This window comes from Saccharopolyspora sp. MMCC62, from assembly GCF_057736575.1.
This window is the reverse complement of record NZ_JBYKCM010000002.1, coordinates 719,730-735,694: the sequence shown is the minus strand read 5'-3', so window position 1 is coordinate 735,694 and position 15,965 is coordinate 719,730. Positions and strand designations below refer to the sequence as shown.

Annotated in this window: 13 protein-coding genes; 6 read left to right on the top strand and 7 right to left on the bottom strand. The window is 72.6% G+C overall.

What is annotated here, in order from left to right:
- The first annotated feature begins 311 nt into the window (after positions 1–311).
- Positions 312–1,283, top strand: coding sequence for an LGFP repeat-containing protein (locus AC29IT_RS07590; RefSeq protein WP_488218241.1), 972 nt, complete (start codon positions 312–314; stop codon positions 1,281–1,283).
- Between the two features lie 88 nt (positions 1,284–1,371).
- Here AC29IT_RS07590 and AC29IT_RS07585 read toward each other — a convergent pair whose 3' ends face one another.
- The 3 genes from AC29IT_RS07585 to AC29IT_RS07575 all read right to left on the bottom strand — a co-directional run bounded on the left by AC29IT_RS07585 (position 1,372) and on the right by AC29IT_RS07575 (position 3,710).
- On the bottom strand, positions 1,372–2,238 hold the full coding sequence (locus AC29IT_RS07585; protein WP_488218240.1) for an alpha/beta fold hydrolase: 867 nt from the start codon (positions 2,236–2,238) through the stop codon (positions 1,372–1,374).
- A gap of 120 nt (positions 2,239–2,358) precedes the next feature.
- The gene (locus AC29IT_RS07580; RefSeq protein ID WP_358443785.1) at positions 2,359–2,580 is read right to left on the bottom strand and encodes a hypothetical protein; all 222 of its coding nucleotides are present in this window, start codon (positions 2,578–2,580) and stop codon (positions 2,359–2,361) included.
- A 905-nt stretch (positions 2,581–3,485) separates the two neighbouring features.
- Positions 3,486–3,710: an HC3 family zinc finger protein gene (locus AC29IT_RS07575; RefSeq protein WP_224958415.1), complete on the bottom strand. Its 225-nt coding sequence runs from the start codon at positions 3,708–3,710 to the stop codon at positions 3,486–3,488.
- On the opposite strand from AC29IT_RS07575, the gene AC29IT_RS07570 reads away from it, so the two are divergent.
- From AC29IT_RS07570 to AC29IT_RS07550, 5 genes are all read left to right on the top strand, one after another.
- Complete coding sequence (locus tag AC29IT_RS07570) at positions 3,703–4,797, top strand: helix-turn-helix domain-containing protein (RefSeq protein WP_358443782.1); 1,095 nt, start codon at positions 3,703–3,705, stop codon at positions 4,795–4,797. The two genes, AC29IT_RS07575 and AC29IT_RS07570, sit on opposite strands and share 8 nt — an antisense overlap.
- Before the next feature lie 97 nt (positions 4,798–4,894).
- A complete protein-coding gene (locus AC29IT_RS07565; RefSeq protein ID WP_488218239.1) occupies positions 4,895–8,221 on the top strand; it encodes an arabinosyltransferase domain-containing protein in 3,327 nt (1,108 codons plus the stop codon).
- A 233-nt stretch (positions 8,222–8,454) separates the two neighbouring features.
- On the top strand, positions 8,455–9,432 hold the full coding sequence (locus AC29IT_RS07560; RefSeq protein ID WP_358443775.1) for a glycosyltransferase family 2 protein: 978 nt from the start codon (positions 8,455–8,457) through the stop codon (positions 9,430–9,432).
- The gene (locus AC29IT_RS07555; RefSeq protein ID WP_358443773.1) at positions 9,419–9,820 is read left to right on the top strand and encodes a GtrA family protein; all 402 of its coding nucleotides are present in this window, start codon (positions 9,419–9,421) and stop codon (positions 9,818–9,820) included. Before AC29IT_RS07560 ends, AC29IT_RS07555 begins: the two co-directional genes overlap by 14 nt.
- Positions 9,817–11,094: an NAD(P)/FAD-dependent oxidoreductase gene (locus AC29IT_RS07550; RefSeq protein WP_358443770.1), complete on the top strand. Its 1,278-nt coding sequence runs from the start codon at positions 9,817–9,819 to the stop codon at positions 11,092–11,094. Before AC29IT_RS07555 ends, AC29IT_RS07550 begins: the two co-directional genes overlap by 4 nt.
- 17 nt (positions 11,095–11,111) lie before the next feature.
- Here the strand turns inward: AC29IT_RS07550 and AC29IT_RS07545 are convergent, their stop codons facing one another.
- The 4 genes from AC29IT_RS07545 to AC29IT_RS07530 form a co-directional block, all read right to left on the bottom strand.
- The gene (locus tag AC29IT_RS07545; RefSeq protein ID WP_488218238.1) at positions 11,112–12,053 is read right to left on the bottom strand and encodes a hypothetical protein; all 942 of its coding nucleotides are present in this window, start codon (positions 12,051–12,053) and stop codon (positions 11,112–11,114) included.
- A gap of 137 nt (positions 12,054–12,190) precedes the next feature.
- Positions 12,191–13,147, bottom strand: coding sequence for a decaprenyl-phosphate phosphoribosyltransferase (locus AC29IT_RS07540; RefSeq protein WP_488218261.1), 957 nt, complete (start codon positions 13,145–13,147; stop codon positions 12,191–12,193).
- 205 nt (positions 13,148–13,352) lie between these two features.
- Positions 13,353–13,871 (bottom strand): phosphatase PAP2 family protein, encoded by a 519-nt coding sequence (locus AC29IT_RS07535; protein WP_358443797.1) that lies wholly within the window; start codon positions 13,869–13,871, stop codon positions 13,353–13,355.
- A gap of 120 nt (positions 13,872–13,991) precedes the next feature.
- On the bottom strand, positions 13,992–15,965 hold the full coding sequence (locus AC29IT_RS07530) for a glycosyltransferase (RefSeq protein ID WP_358443765.1): 1,974 nt from the start codon (positions 15,963–15,965) through the stop codon (positions 13,992–13,994).

The following is a 15,965-nucleotide window of genomic DNA, read 5'->3' as shown; positions in this document are numbered from 1 at the left end:
GGCGGGGCCACCCCCCCCGGGCGCTGCCCACAGCCACGGGGTTTATCGTGGGGCGCCCGGGGCGGGGGGGGGGCGCGGCCCCGCCGCGCCTCTTCCCGTTCGCGCTCCCGCCCCGTCCGCTCCGTCCCGCTCCGTTCCGGGCCCGTTTTCGCGCGGATGGCGCGGAGTTCGCGACCTCACCTGCTCCCCAGTGGACCCGGCCGATGCGGCCGAACCGGTGAACGTCGAAGTCCGGGGCAACCGGCCGCCCCCGGCCCGCGTGCTCAAGTCGTACGAAATTCCTTGCTGTGCAAGCGAGAAGGGGACGTGCCTTGAACACCAGGAACTGGGGAATCATGCTCGCCGCGGCCGCCGTGCCGCTCGCCCTCGCCGGGCCCGCCGCCACCGCGGCCGCCGCACCGGAACCCGCCGGGCAGGTCCAGCAGCAGGCCTTCACACCGATCGAAGAGCGGTACTGGAACGACGCCGGCCTGCGGCAGCTGCTCGGTGACCCCGTCGACTCGCAGCAGTCCGACGGCGACACCACCTACCAGCAGTACCAGTACGGCTGGCTGTTCCACACCGAAGCCACCGGGGTCACCGAGATCCACGGCGACATCGCCGCCCGGTACGCCGACATCGGCGGTTACGCCGTGCTCGGCGCCGCCGAGGCCGACGAGCGCGTCGCGCCGGACGGGGTCGGCCGCTACAACCAGTTCGCGGGCAGCGACGCGACCGGCCCCGCCTCGATCTACTGGACCGACGCGACCGGGGCGCAGGGCGTGTGGGGCCCGATCCGGGACTTCTGGGAGTCGAAGGGCTGGGAGGTCGGCTATCTCGGCTACCCGACGAAGACGACCACCGCCACCGCCGACGGATCCGGCAGCTACAACCACTTCGTCGGCCCGAACGGGGACGGCGCCTCGGTGTACTGGTCGGAGGAGACGGACGCGCACTCGGTGCAGGGCGCGATCCGCGAAGCGTGGGCCGCGCAGGGCTGGGAGACCGGCGAGCTCGGCTACCCGACGACCGACGAACAGGTCGCCGACGACGGCGTCGGCCGCTTCAACGAGTTCTCCGGCCTCCAGGAGACCGGGGCCCTCTACTGGTCCCCGGAATCCGGGGCGCACTGGCTGCGGGGCGACGTGCTGCGGCACTGGTACGACCTGGACCGCTACTCCGGTTACCTCGGTTACCCCACGTCGGACCCGCACGAGGTCGAGGGCGGCGTCCAGGTCGACTTCCAGGGTGGCTACATCCTGCGCGACCCGGCCACCGGCGCGATCAGCGACGCGCCCTGGTGATCCGCTGACGGAGCACCGCCGGTGAACGGCCCACCCACCCGCTTTCCCGGCGGAGGGGCCGTTCACCGGTTCGTTCGTCCACTGCGGATTACCCGAGGTCGGCGGCCGACCCGGTCAGCAGATCGGCGAACTCCACCGGGCGGCAGAAGTACGCGACGTGCCCGCAGTCGAGCGTCCGCACGTCGAACGGGTTCCCGGGCGCCAGCGCGTCCGCGTCCGCGATCATGCGGTCCTGCTCCGGCAGCGGGGTGCAGCGGTCCGCGGTGAACCGCACGAACGTGCGCGGCACCCGGCCCCAGCGCTCCGCCGTCGCAGGCACCCGTTCCCCGGCGATGCGCACGTTCGCGTCCGGCTCCAGCACGTCCACCAGGGCGCGGAACTCGTCGTCGGTGCCCTCCGCGAGCATCGCGGCTTTCGCCGCGCGGAACCGGGCCGGATCGGCGTCGCGCAGGTTGAACCGCAGCACGCCCAGCTGCGCCGGATCGCCCAGGACCGGCCACCCCACCCCGTCCAGCAGGTTCCCGGTGTGCTCCGGCCAGCTCGCCGAATCCGCCACCGACTCCGACCGCACCGCGCACCACGCGGACAGGTACACCAGCCGGTCCACCAGCTCCGGGTACCGCTCCGCGACCGCGGTGATCGGGATGCCACCCGCGCTGGTGCCCGCCAGCAGCACCGGTCCGTGCTCGGCGACGCGGCGCAGCAGGCCCGCCAGGTGCTCGACGTAGTCGTCGATCCCGATCCCGGCCAGCGCGGACGGGGCGGTGGCGAACGCCGCCAGGTCCTGCGGGGACTGGTAGTAGCTCGGCGGGTGGTGCGCGTTCAGGCCGTGCCCGGGCAGGTCCGGCGCGAGGCTGCGCACGCCGCGCAGCGCCAGCTCGCGCTGCAGCGGGGCCCAGACGCCCGCGGTGCTCGCGGCGCCGTGGACCAGCACGATGGTGGGATTCGCTGACATGAGGCCTCATCTCCACGGCGCGCGGTCGCGCCGGAACGTGGTGGGATGCCCGGACTCCGCGGTCGCGGTCCGGGGCGGCTCGACGTGGCGAGCGGGCGACTTCGTCAGCTGATCACGAGTTCAGAGTAGGGCACCGGGCAAGCGAATATCGACGCGCGACGGCGGCGCGAGCGGGGCGACCGGGCGGCGTTCCCGGTGCGCGCGCAGCGCGAGCGCGGTCTCCAGCCGGTAGCAGAACCAGTCGTCGGTGTGCAGCCGGTGCCTGCCCGCGCGCTCCTGCGGGTCCTGCTCCGGCCACGTGATCTCCTCGTCCGGCACGTCCTCGCCCGGGGCGGCGAGCACGGCCACCTGGGTGGGCCGGGCCGACTCGGACCGGGCTGATGCGGGCAGGGCGGGTGCGGGCAGGGCTGATGCGGGCAGGGCTGATGCGGGCGGGCTCGATGCGGGCGAGGCCGGAACGGGGATCGCGGGGGCCGACCGGGGGCCGGGCTTCGGGGGGCCGGGCTTGGGCGGACCCGGTTTCGGTGGGCCGGGCTTGGGCGGACCGGGCTTGGGTTGGGCGGGTTCCGGCGCGGACGGCTCCGCCGCCGAGGTCGGCGTGCCCGGCCCCGGTATGGCCGACCCCGATGTGCCCGCTCCCGATATGGCGGACGCCGGTGCAGGCGACCCCGCCGCTGCCACCCGGTCCGCGGCGAACCGGGGCCGCCGGCGGGCCGCGAGCAGCGGCGGCGCGTCCGCACCGAGCACGGGTCGGGGCGGCACCGCACCGCTCCCCGCGATCCGGGCCGCGCGGTCCAGCGCGCGCCGGTCCGTCACCCGCCCGCTCGACGAGGGCGCGGACGGCGTGGACGGGCCCGACGACGCGGACGGACCCGACGACGCGGACGGACCGGACGGCGCGGATGGGCCGGCAGCGACGGCAGGAGTGACCGCCACGGCCTGCCGCTCCCGAAGGCCGCCGTTCCGCCGCGACCGCGGAGCACCACCGGAAACCCGCGAGGCTCCGGCGGAAACCCGCGACGCTCCGGTGGAATCCCGCAGCGCTCCGGCGGAGTCCCGCAGCGCACCAGCGGGGACCCGCTCGGCCACCGGCGCACCGCGGGAGTTCCGCCGCAGCCGGTCGACGGTGACCGTGCCCGGCCCCGCGCCGCCGTGCTCACCCCGGCCCCCGCGCAGCGGGAGCACCAGCGCCAGCACCCCGGCCAGCAGCATCGATCCGGCGACCACGGCCCCGAGCTGCTCGGCGCTCATCCCTGCTCCCTCGCGTCGCGCAGCGCCTTCGCCCTGGCGAGGCAGTCCGCGCAGGACTCCGCGAACCAGTCGCAATCGCTGGGCTCGTTGATCGTGAACCGCAGCCCGCACAGCGCATCCCGCACCTGCCCGGGATACGGCCGCTGCTCGGCGGACAACGCGTGCCGCTCGCCCTTCGCCGGGCGCCAGTACGCGACCGGACCGGCCAACCTGATGAACACCGCGAACCTCCTCGTCCTCCGCCGCGGGCACCGCTTTCACGGCCTGCCCGCTCGCCGAAATCCGGGACATTCCGGGCCGCCGCACCGTTCTCGCCGCCGTTCTGGCCGAACGTTCGGCGCGCAGCCGGAACCGGTCTACCTGAACGATAAAGAGAGTTCATTCCCGGAGGAACTACCCATTCGGATGATCTTGATTGCGAACGGGTCCGCGCACTGGAACAACTGGACTCGATCCCCTGTTTCGATCGAAAGGCCACCGATGAGCATCACCGGCCCTCCCGTGGCCCGCCTCCAGCTCGGCAGGCTGCTGCGGGACATGCGCGAGAGCTGTGGAAAGACCCAGGAGCAGGCGGCGAACGCGCTGGAATGCACCAAACCGAAAATCAGCAAGATCGAGACGGGCAAGGCCACCATCGGACCCGGAGATGTGCGGCTGCTCATCGACTGCTACGGCGTTCCCGGAGAGCACGCGGAAACCGTTCTGCAGCTCGCCCGCCAAGCCCGAAAACGGAATCACATTCGCGTTCCGGACTGGGCACAGCGATTCGTCGCGATGGAAAGCATCGCCGCCACCCTCTGCGCGTACGAGTCCGAACTCGTTCCCGCGCTGTTCCGCACTCCCGAGTACGCCAAAGCGGTCGCACTCGCCGTCGATCCGCGGCGCGACCCGGACGAGCTCGAACGGCTCGTCACCGTCAACACCGACCGGCAGGCGCTGCTCGCCAGGGAGGAGCCGCCGGTGGTGGCCGTGGTGCTCAACGAGACCGTGCTGCGCCGCCCGGTCGGCGGCTGCGCCGTGATGCACAAGCAGCTCGCGCACCTGCGCGACCTCACCGAGCGGCCGAACATCACCGTGCAGGTGCTGCCGTTCGGCGCCGGCGCGCACGCGGCCATGGGCACCTCGTTCCAGCTGCTGCACTACGAGCAGCCCGCACCGGGCCGGCTGGTCTACCTGGAGCACCTCAGCAACGCCGACTACCTGGACGGACCGGCGCAGACCGAGTGGTACGACACCGCGTTCGCCCGGCTCAGGGCGGCGTCGCTGAGCCCCGGGGACACCGCGACGCTGCTCGACGAAATCCGCTGACCCGAGGACCGGGCGACGACGGCAACCGGAGCCGTCCACGACGCGTGCGCAAGAATGATCCCGCGGCGACGGGGAAGATCTTCTTGAGGACGGTGTCGTGGAGCCCAGCAGCCCGATCCGCTCGGACCGTGCACCAGGGGAAGCGCGACGCCCCCTCGACGAGCTGACCGCTCCCGCGGCGCGGCGCGCCAGGTGGACCGCGCACGTGGTGGCGCTGCTGGTCGGCGTCGCCGGGCTCTGCTGCGCGCTCGCCCTGCCGTTCGCGCCGGTGTGGGCCGACCGCACCGAAGTGAGCTGGCCCGCCGCCGACGAGCCCGCGGTGTCCACCACCGCGCTGTTCGCCCCGTACCGCCCCGCCGAGTTCACCGCGACCGTGCCGTGCCCCGTGCTGCGGGCCGCGCTGGACCGGCCGGAGCCGGTGCTGCTGCTGGCCACCACGCCGCCCGGCAGCGAGCGCGACGGGCTGGTGCTGCGCACCGAGGACGGCGTCCCGGACCTGGTGCTCGGCGAACGCGCCGTCCCGCTGCCGCCGCTGCCCGCGGACTGCGACCTCACCGTCCGCGCCGACGCGCACCGGACCGAGGTCGCGGTCGGCGGGCTGCCCGCGATCGTGCTGCCCGACGTGCCCGCGCCGGAGGTCTTCGCGTTCCGCACCGGACTCGCCCCGGAGCAGGCGGCCGAGCTGTCCGTCACCGCCCGCGCCTACACCTGGTTCGAGACCGCGCCGAGCTCGCTGAAGCTGTCGCTGATCGGGGCGGCGCTGCTGCTGGCCGCGGCCGCGCTGCTGCTGCTCGTCGCGCACACCCCGCCGACCTGGGCCGCGATCCGGCGCGCGGCGCTCGCCCGCATCCGCTACCGCTCGGCAGCATTATTGCTCGTTGATGCCATCGTGGCGGCGGTGCTGGCGTCCTGGCTGGTCATCGGCCCGATCAGCGACGACGACGGCTTCGCGATGCTGACCGTCCGGAACCACGCGGCGACCGGGGACATCGGCAACTTCTACCGCTGGTTCAACGCCTCCGAAGCCCCGTTCACCCTGGTGCAGCACCTGATGCGCTGGGTGTCCGAGTACAGCCTCGCGCCCGCGTGGCTGCGGGTGCCGAGCGTCGTCGCCGGGATGGTGACCTGGCTGGTGCTGGCGCACGGCATCGTCGCCCCGCTGTGCCGCGGCGTCCGGCGAGCCGGAGTGCACCTGCTGGCCGCGGTGTTCTTCCTCGCCTGCTGGCTGCCGTTCGACCTCGGTATCCGGCCGGAGGCCTTCGTCGCGCTCGGCACCGCCGCGATCGTCGCGCTGCTGCTGCGCGCCACCGCGCCCGGGGCGCGGGCACCGTTCGGCCCGCTGGGCGGGGCGGCGCTGCTGACCGGGCTCACCGTCGCCGTCACGCCCACCGGGGTGGCGGCGCTGCTGATCGTCCTGGCGTTCGCGCCGCGGATCCGGCGGGTGCTCGTGGCACCGGGGGAACTGCCGCGCTGGATGACCGTGCCGACGCGCGCCGCGCTGCTGTGCTGCCTCGGCGCGGTCGGGGTGGTGGCGATGTTCGCGGGCACCAGCTGGACCGGGTTCCGCCGCGCCACCGAGATCCACCAGAAGTTCGGGCCGAGCCTCGGCTGGTACCAGGAGATCGACCGGTACGAGCAGCTGCTGGGCACCAGCACCTGGGGGACGGCGAGCAAGCGGCTGGCGGTGCTGCTGGCGATCGCGGCCGTGCTGCTGGCCTCCGCGGCGGTGCTGCGGCGGCTGCACCGGGCGGTGGGGATGCCGGAGCTGCCGCTGCTGGTGGGGGCGGTCGTCGCGGTGTTCGCGGCGCTGTGGCTGACGCCGTCGAAGTGGACGCACCACTTCGGCGCGCTCGCCGGGGTGGCACCGGCGCTGCTGGCGGTGACCGTGGTGCTGCTGGCCAGGGTCGGAGCGTTGCCGGGGGCGAAGCGGGAATCCCGGCAGCTCGGCGTCGCCGGTGCGGTCGGCGGCGCGGTGCTGGCGGCGCTCGCGTTCACCGGGCCGAACTCGTGGTGGCAGTACTCGGACTTCGGGGTGGCGTGGTCGGACACCGCGGTGCGGCCGCTGGGCCTGCCGCTGGACGGTCCGCTGCCGTGGCTGCTGCTGGCCGTGGTGGTCGGCCTGCTCGGGTTCGGGCTGGTGCGGATGCGGGCGCTCGCGGGGGCGTGGACGCTGCCCGCCTCGGCGCTGTTCACCCTGTCGGCGCTGGTGATGGTGGTGGTGCTGCTCGGCTCGTTCGCGCAGGCCCCGGCGCAGGCGGGCGCGTTCTCGGTGGGCCGCTCCAGCTGGGACAGCGTGCGGGCGCGCAGCTGCGGCATCGAGAACGAGGTGGAGACGCTGCCGCTGGCCGAGGACGGCGTGCTGCGGATCGCCGACGGGCCGCTCGACGACACCGGGGCCGCACCGGGCTCGACCGGGGAAACCGGCACCGGGGAAACCGGCACCGAGAGCTCCGGCACCGCGACCTCCGAGACCTCCGCCGCCGGGGACGCCGAGCCCCCGGCCACCGCGTTCGCCGCGAACCGCGAACGTCCCGGCCGCCCGCCGCAGGAACCGCTGCTGCGCCGCGAACCCGGCGAGCTCGCGCTGCGCCCCACCGGTGCCGAAGCGGAACCCACCGACGCAGGCCCGCTGATGTGGGACAGCCTCCGCGACGGGCCCGCCACCACCGGCGAGGTCACCACCGGCTGGTTCGACCTGCCCGCGCTGCGCAGCGGCCAGGAGCTGTCGGTGTGGGTCGCCGGGCGGCCCGAGCAGGGCAACGAGCTGGAGTTGCAGTTCGGCGGCCGCACCGGCGACCAGGTCCGCGAGCTCGGCACCCGCGCGCTGCGCGACACCCCGCCGCGGCAGCTGCCCTACGACGACCCGCGGATGGGCCGGCCCGCCGACTGGCGCGACTTCGGCTCCTGGCGGCTGATCACCGTCACCGCCGCCGACCTGCCCGCGCGCGCCGACCGGGTCCGGCTGCACGCCGTGGACACCACCACCGACGAGCAGGGCTGGCTCGCGTTCAGCGGGCCCGCGGTGCGCGACGTGGTGCCGCTGCGCGACGTGCTCGACGGCGGCATCCCGGCGCTGGTGGACTGGCCGATCAGCTTCCTGTTCCCCTGCTACGTCGACTACCCGCGGGTCTCGCACGGCACCGCGGACAGCCCCGGCTTGCTCATCACCCCGCCCGCCGGGGAGGGCTCGATGGCGTTCGACCCGTCCTACGGCGGCGTGTTCACCGGAGTGCTCGGCCAGTCCCGGCGGCTGGAGACGCCGAGCAGGCTGCGCGGCGATCCCGGGTTCATCTGGGGGCACGTGCTGTCGGTGCGCTACGACCTGGACCGCGACGCCTACGACCAGCGCACCCACCGGGTGCTGCAGGGCGGTGCGGACGGCGACGGCGCCTACCCCTTCGAGGAGGGAAACCTGCACCCCTGACGCGCGGACGTCACCGGACCGGTGGGTAACGATCACGCGTTGCCGGTGCACCGCGGTGGCCCGATGCGGAAAACTGGTCGAGCCGGGCACCCCGAGCCGTTCCCCGCCCGGACGAACCGCGCCGGATCGCCCGACCGACGGGCAACCGATCCGCCGCGCGCGGCGTCCACGCGAACGCGGGGACGGTGATGAGGGGGAGTCAGGTGGCCGAGACGATCAGCCGAGCAGTGCCGGTGCCCTCGCCAGACCGGCGGACCGAGGAGGCGGCCACGGGTTCGCTCATCTCCTACGTGCTGCCGGTGTACGACGAGCAGGACGGCCTGCGCCGGTTCCACCGCGAGCTGGTCGCCGCCACCGGGACCCGACCCGACCTGGACTACGAGTTCGTGTACGTCAACGACGGTTCCCGCGACGGTTCGCTGGCCGTGCTGCGGGAGCTGGCCGAGGCCGACCCGCGGGTGCGGGTGCTGGACTTCGCCCGCAACTTCGGCCACCAGATCGCGATCACCGCCGGGCTGGACCACGCCGAAGGCGACGCGGTGGTCGTGATGGACACCGACCTGCAGGACCCGCCCGCGGTGAGCATCGAGATGATCGACGCGTGGCGCGGCGGCGCCGAGATCGTGTCCGCGCGGCGGCGGACCCGGCGCGACACCCGGTTCAAGCGGCTCACCGCGCACTCCTACTACCGGCTGCTGCACAGCCTCGCCGAAGTGGACATCCCGGTGGACACCGGTGACTTCCGGCTGCTGGACCGGCGCGCGGCCGAGGAGCTGCGCGGCTACCGGGAGCGCAGCCGGTTCATCCGCGGCATGGTCGCCTCGATGGGCTTCCAGCAGGAAGAGGTGCTGTTCGACCGGGACGAGCGGGCCGCGGGCGAGACGAAGTACCCGCTGCGCAAGATGGTGCGGCTCGCCGCCGACGGGGTCACCGGGTTCTCCACCGCGCCGCTGAAGCTGATCACCCGCATCGGGTTCCTGAGCCTCGGGCTGGCCGCGCTGGGCATCCTCTACGCGGTGGCGTTACGGCTGTTCTTCCCGCAGATCACCGTCTCCGGCTGGACGATGATCATGGTGGTGATGCTGTTCCTCGGCGGCGTGCAGATGCTGTCGCTCGGCGTGATCGGCAGCTACATCGGGCGGATCTACGACGAGGTGCGCCAGCGCCCGCTCTACATCGTGCGCAAGGTGATCCGGCGTGACGAGGGTTGAGCAGCGCCGGCTGCCCAGGCCGAGCCGCGCCCTGGTGCTGTACGGGATCATCGGCGTCAGCGGCGTCACCCTCGACTACCTCGTGTTCCTGCTGCTGTTCAACACCTGCGGGCTGCACGAGCAGCTCGCGAACGCGATCAGCACCAGCATCGGCATCGCGAACAACTTCGTGCTCAACGCGTGGCTGAACTTCCGCACCCGGGACCGGCTGCTGGTCCGCTTCGCCCGGTTCTACGGCGTCGGGCTGGCCGGGATGGCGGTGACGTTCCTGCTGCTGCAGCTGGGTTCCGGGTTGTTCGGGGTGACGCCGAACCTGGTGAAGGCGGCCGCGATCCCGCTGGTCGTCGTGTTGCAGTACCTGATCAACAAGAGATGGAGTTTCGGATGAAGCTGGGTGTCGTGGGCGCCGGTGCCACCGGTCTGACCGCCGCGTTCGACGCGGTGAAGGCGGGCCACGACGTCACCGTGCTGGAGGCCTCCGCCGAGCTCGGCGGGCTCGCGGCGTCCATCGAGGTCGGCGGCACCCCGCTGGAGCGCTTCTACCACCACAGCTTCAAGACCGACCGGGCGATGATCGACCTGATCACCGAGCTCGGCCTGGCCGACGACCTGCGGTTCCACTCCCCCACCACCGGCGTCTACCTGGACGGCGAGCTGCACCCGTTCGGCACGCCGCTGGAGATGCTGCGGTTCCCGAAGTTCTCGCTGCTCGACCGGCTGCGGTTCGGCGCCAGTTCCGCCGCGCTCAAAGCGGTCCGCGACGGCTCCCGGTTCGGTTCGGTGCGCGCCCTCGACTGGATGCGCCGCTGGGCCGGGCCGCGGGTCACCGAGACCATCTGGGAACCGCTGCTGACCGGCAAGTTCGGCGACCGCGCCGAGCAGGTGTCGATGGCCTGGCTGTGGGCGCGGATCCACTACCGCACCTTCGGGCTCGGCTACGTGCACGGCGGGTTCCAGAAGGTGTACCGGGCGCTGCTGGACGCGGTGACCGAGCGCGGCGGGCGCGTCGAGTTCGGCAAGCCCGTGGTCTCCATCCGGCAGCCGAACTCGGTGGAGGTGAAGACCGCCGACGGCACCGCCTACGAGTTCGACCGGCTCGTCGTCACCGTCCCGCAGCCGGTGTTCGCGCAGGCCGCCGACATCGAGTCCGACGACGTGCTGTGGCGCAACCAGTACCTGGGCGCCACCTGCTTCGTGCTGGAGTGCGACCGCAGCGTCATCCCGTACTACTGGCTCAACATCAACGACACCGAGTTCCCGTTCCTCGCCGTCGTCGAGCACACCAACATGGTCGACCGCGCCGAGTACGGCGGGCGGCACGTCGTCTACGTCGGCAACTACGTGCCGCGGGACGACTGGCGGTTCACCACCGAGCCCTCGGAGCTGCTGGCGCACTACGTCCCGTGGCTGCGGAAGCTGAACCCGGAGTTCGACGAGTCGTGGATCCGGGACTGGCACTTCTCCAAGGCCGGGTTCGCGCAGCCCGTGGTCACCCCCGAGTACCGGGACCTGATCCCCGAGCACACCACTTCGATGCCCGGTGTCACGCTCGCCACGATGTCCCAGATCTACCCGCAGGACCGCGGCCAGAGCTACGCGATCCAGATGGCCCACGACACCATCCGCGACCTCGGCCTGGACCGGCCGGCGGGGGCCGCCTGAGCGACACCCGGCCGGGGTCAGCGTTCCAGCAGCTCGGTGGTCTTCGCGGTGACGGCCTCGGTCGCCGTCCGCCAGTCGGTCTGCTCGGGCTGGAGGGTGAGCAGCACGACGATCTCGCCGTCGACGATTCCGGTGGTGTGCATGGCCTTCCGGGTCAGGTCGAGGTCGCCGGCGGCGGCGCGCGCCCCCGGTGCGGCCTCCGGTGCGGCCTCCGCCGGAGCCGCCACCTTCGCCCGCGCGACGTCCGGGGACGCCAGCAGCGAGCGGGTCAGGGCGGGGTCGTCGGAGGCGGCGCACTCCTGCCCGTCCTCGGGCCCCTCGCCGAAACCGGCCCAGCCCTGCTTGACCGCGACGTCCTCGTCGGTCGCGCTGGGCAGTCCGAAGGACTGGTCGAAGCCGTCCGCGGCGCAGCGGGTGTGCTTCTCCAGGTTGCCCAGGACGAAGTCGCGAGCCCGCGGGCTCGCCTCGTGCAGCAGGTAGCGGTAGGTGGTGGCGACGTCGGCGGCGCTGACGCCGGTGTAGCCCCACACCCCGGCGTCGTCCGCGGGCGGCGGGACGGTGTCCGCCAAGCCGAGCTCGGCCACCGACCGCTCGATGATCTCGGCGCCACCGCCGCGCACCCAGAAGGCGCTGGCCGCGTCGTCGTTGCTGGAGCGCAGCATCGGTTCGAGCATCGCGCGGTCCTCAGCGGACATCTCGCCGGACGGTCCCAGCCGGTCGAAGTAGTCCAGCGCGATCAGCAGCTTGACCACGGACGCCGAGCGGAACACCTGGTGCTCGTTCTGCTGCGAGGCGACCCGGCCGGTGGCGTCGTCGACCACGACGTGCGCGGCCGTCGATCCGGCGGGGAGATCGGCGGCGGTGGCGATACCCGGCGTGGCCAGCAGCGCCACGCCCGCCGCGACGGCGCCCAGGCATCGCCGGGCACCGGGGAGGAGGTTCAGGTTCGTTCGGAGCACGCGACCCATCGAACGTCCGCGCGCCCGGCCCGTGTGGCGCACGGCGGGCGGTGCCGGGAATGCCCTCAGGAGAGCTCGGCCCCGGGAATGCGGAAGCGCCCGGCCGGGGTCCGGCCGGGCGCTTTCGGTGGATCGTCCTACAGGTAGTACGCGAGGAACAGGCAGCCCGCGAGCATGGCGCCGAGGACCAGCAGCACCTTGTCCTTCAGCGCCACCTCCTCCGGCTCGCCCGCGACGCCCTTGTCCACGTCCACCGCGTACCGCAGGATCGCGATCACCATCGGGATGATCGAGATGATGCCCCAGCGGGACTGCTCGATCTCGCGGATGTCGTACGCCCACAGGCAGTACGTCATGATCGTGATCGCGGCCGCGATGGCCCACACGAACCGCAGGTACGAGGGCGAGTACGCCTTCAGCGACTTGCGGATCTTCGCGCCGGTCTCGGCCGCCAGCTTCACCTCGGCGTAGCGCTTGCCCGCCACCATGAACAGCGAGCCGAACGCCACCACGATGTAGAACCACTGGGTGATCTCCAGCCCGGCCGCGGCACCACCGGCGACCGCGCGCAGCAGGAAGCCGGAGGCCACGATGCACAGGTCGATCACCGGCTGGTGCTTCAGGCCGAAGCAGTAGCCCAGCTGCACCGCGATGTACACGGCCATCACCGTGAGCAGCCCGAAGCTCACCACACCGGAGATGGCCAGCGAGCCGCCGAGCAGCAGCACCGCCACCACCCAGGCGATCGGCACCGGGATGAGGCCCGCCGCGATCGGCCGGTTCCGCTTGGTCGGGTGCTGGCGGTCCGACTCGACGTCGATGGCGTCGTTGATGAAGTAGATGCCCGAAGCGGCCATCGAGAACACCACGAACGCCAGGGCGGCGTCGAGCACGACCTCGGTGTTGAGCAGCGCGCCCGCGGTGAACGGGGCGGCCAGCACCAAGACGTTCTTGACCCACTGCTTGGGGCGCAGTTCCTTGATCAGGCCGCTGATCAGGCCGGCGGGCGTGCCCGCCTTGGCGGTGACCTTGGCGTGGTAGGCGTCGGAGGACTTGTCCTTCTCGTCGCCGGCCTTCGCCTCGGGTTCCTCCAGCGCGGCCGCGCTGCCGCCCGCCTCGGAGCCGATGGACCCCTCGGCGTCGGCCTCGACCTCGCGCACCTGCTCGGCGTCGGTCTCGACCGGAGCCTTCGCGCCGCCGGCGGCGGAGTTCTCCGTCCCGCCGTCCACCTCGGTCTTCGCCGCGGCCTCGTCGATCCCGCCTTCGGGTTCGCTGACGGTCGCGCCGGTCTCGTTCTTGTCAGCCACGGTTCCTCCGCCGTCTCGTCAACCGCCGGACGACCAGCGCCACGGCACCGCCGAGCGCTGAACCGGCGAGCACGTCGCTCGGGTAATGAACCCCCAGGACCATCCGGCTGACCATCATCGGCGGCACCAGCGCCGGGGTCAGCCGCTTGCCCAGCAGACCGCCGTAGAGCACGGCGGCCGTCGTCGTCGAGGTGGCGTGCGAGGACGGGAAGCTGAGCTTGCTCGGCGTCCCGACCAGCACCTGCACCTGCGGGTCACCGGGGCGGCTGCGCCGCACGACCCGCTTCACCCCGATGGACGCCCCGTGCGCGAAGGCGACCCCCGCCGCGGCCGCGACCCATTCGCCGCGCCGCTTGCGGTCCACCAGCGCGCCGACGGCGCCGATCGCCAGCCAGCCTGCCGCGTGCTCGCCGAACAGCGACATCGCGCGGGCCGCCTTGACCACCGGCGGCTTGGCCAGCGCGCCCTGCACCTTGCGCAGGGCGAGCGTCTCGGTGGTGACTTCCGGCATCGGTTCCTCGGTGCCGGGGATGAACTCCCGCTCCGCGGCGCTGGACGCGCCGGGAGTCGTCGTAGTCGGTTCAGCAGCCACTTCGTCTCCGGGGTCGGGGCACACAGGTCACGGGGTCGATCACTTCTGGTCGAAGACCTGTTTCCAGGACTCCGGGCTGGTCAGCTCGGGCAGCGCCGAGCGGTAGACCTCGCGCAGCCGCGGCCATTCGCGGGCCAGCTTGCGGTAGTTCGCCAGGGCGCGGAGCCCGAGCCTGCGGAACTCCTCCGGGTCGCGGCGCCGGAACGACACCCCGCTGCCGTCGGCGTTGGACACGGTCGCGCTGTCCAGCGCGCCGAGCAGGAACCAGCGGGCGCTGTCGGCCGGGATGTTCAGCTGCGGCCGCTCGCCCGCCGCCTGGTCCGGTTCCTTCAGGTTGTGCAGCAGCGCCTTCGACGCGCGCGCCGCGATGACCGCCGGGTTCACCGGCGGCTTCAGCAGGCCCTCCGCCATGATCGGGTCCGCCGAGGGCGGCGGGAACTCGCGAGCCGAGGGCAGCGTCTTCGCGTCGTCGTAGTTCTTGCGCAGTTCCAGCACGTCGGGACGCGCCGTGCGCAGCGAGTCGAACAGGTCGCCCGGGCCGGCGAGGAAGTCCTCGATGGCCTTCTGCTGCACCGCCACCGTGGAGTACTCCATCGACAGCAGGTGCCGCAGGGTCAGCTTCAAGCCCTGCTTGACCAGGATCTGCCGGACCTCTTCCGGGCTGTGCAGCGCGGCCATCACCAGCCGGTTGCGGGTGTGGAAGTAGGCGGTCCAGTCCGTGGCGTCGTTCTTGTCCGTCCACGGCATGTGCCACACCGCCGCGCCCGGCAGCGTCACCGTCGGGTAGCCGTGCGCACCCGCGCGCAGCGAGTACTCCGAGTCGTCGAACTTGATGAACAGCGGCAGCGGCAGCCCGGAGTTCTCGATGACCTCACGCGGGAACAGGCACATCCACCAGCCGTTGTAGTTCGCGTCGATCCGCTTGTGCAGCTTCTTGCTCTTGCGCAGCGGGGTCTTCGCGAAGTCGTAGTCGGTGACCGCGCCCGGCGCGGGGCGCCAGATGCCGACGCCGACGTCGACGACCTCGCCCATGCTGTGCAGCCGCGAGCGGGCCTGCAGGTTCAGCATGTGGCCGCCGACGATCACCGGGTGGCTGGCGGCGCGGGCGAACGCGTTGGCGCGCAGCACGCCGTCCGGTTCCAGCGCGATGTCGTCGTCCATGAGCAGGACCTGCTCGGCGTCCGAGTTGTGCACGCCCTCGTACATGACGCGGGTGAAGCCGCCGGAGCCGCCGATGTTGGCCTGCTCGATCACCTGCAGCTTGTCGCCGAGCCGCTCGGCGGCCAGCTCGAAGCCCTCGGTGTCGCGGATCTTCTGGCCGCCCTGGTCGGCGACGACGACCTTCTCCACCACGGCCATGACCTCGGGGTCCTCCCCGAGGGTCTGCAGCGCGACGACGCAGTCGGCCGGGCGGATCGTGGTGGTGCCCACGACGACCCGCTGCCGCGGCAGCGCGACGTCGGTGGTCCAGGCCGCCTCGTCGACTTCCAGCGCGCTGTCGTTGGTGAACAGGTCGAACCAGATCCAGCCGCCGTCCTCGAACGGCTTCAGCGAGACCCGGAACTCCAGCCACGTCCAGGCCTTCGGACTGGCGACCGGGGCACCTTCCAGGTGCACGCTGTCGCCGTTGGCCTTCGAGCGGTAGACGTCGAGCCGACCGGCCCCCTTGACCTTGAGCCGCAGCACCACCTCGTCGACCTTCGTCCACCGCTTCCAGTAGCTGGCGGGGAAGGCGTTGAAGTAGGACGCCAGCGAGATCTTGGAGTGCGCGGGCACCTTGATCGAGCGCCGGGACACCACCGTGGTGGTGCCGGTCTGCGGCTCGTCGATGTAGAGCGCGCGCACGTCCAGCGGGTCCTCGCCGCGCGGGAACACCACGCGTTGCAGCACCTGCTCGGGGGCCACCTTGCGGCTCTTCGAGCGGGTGGTGGCCGCTTCGCCGGTCTTGCTCTCGGCCGTGGTCCCGGCGCGCTTGGTGGCGGCCGCGGACTCGTCGGGGGTCCGGTCGGTCAC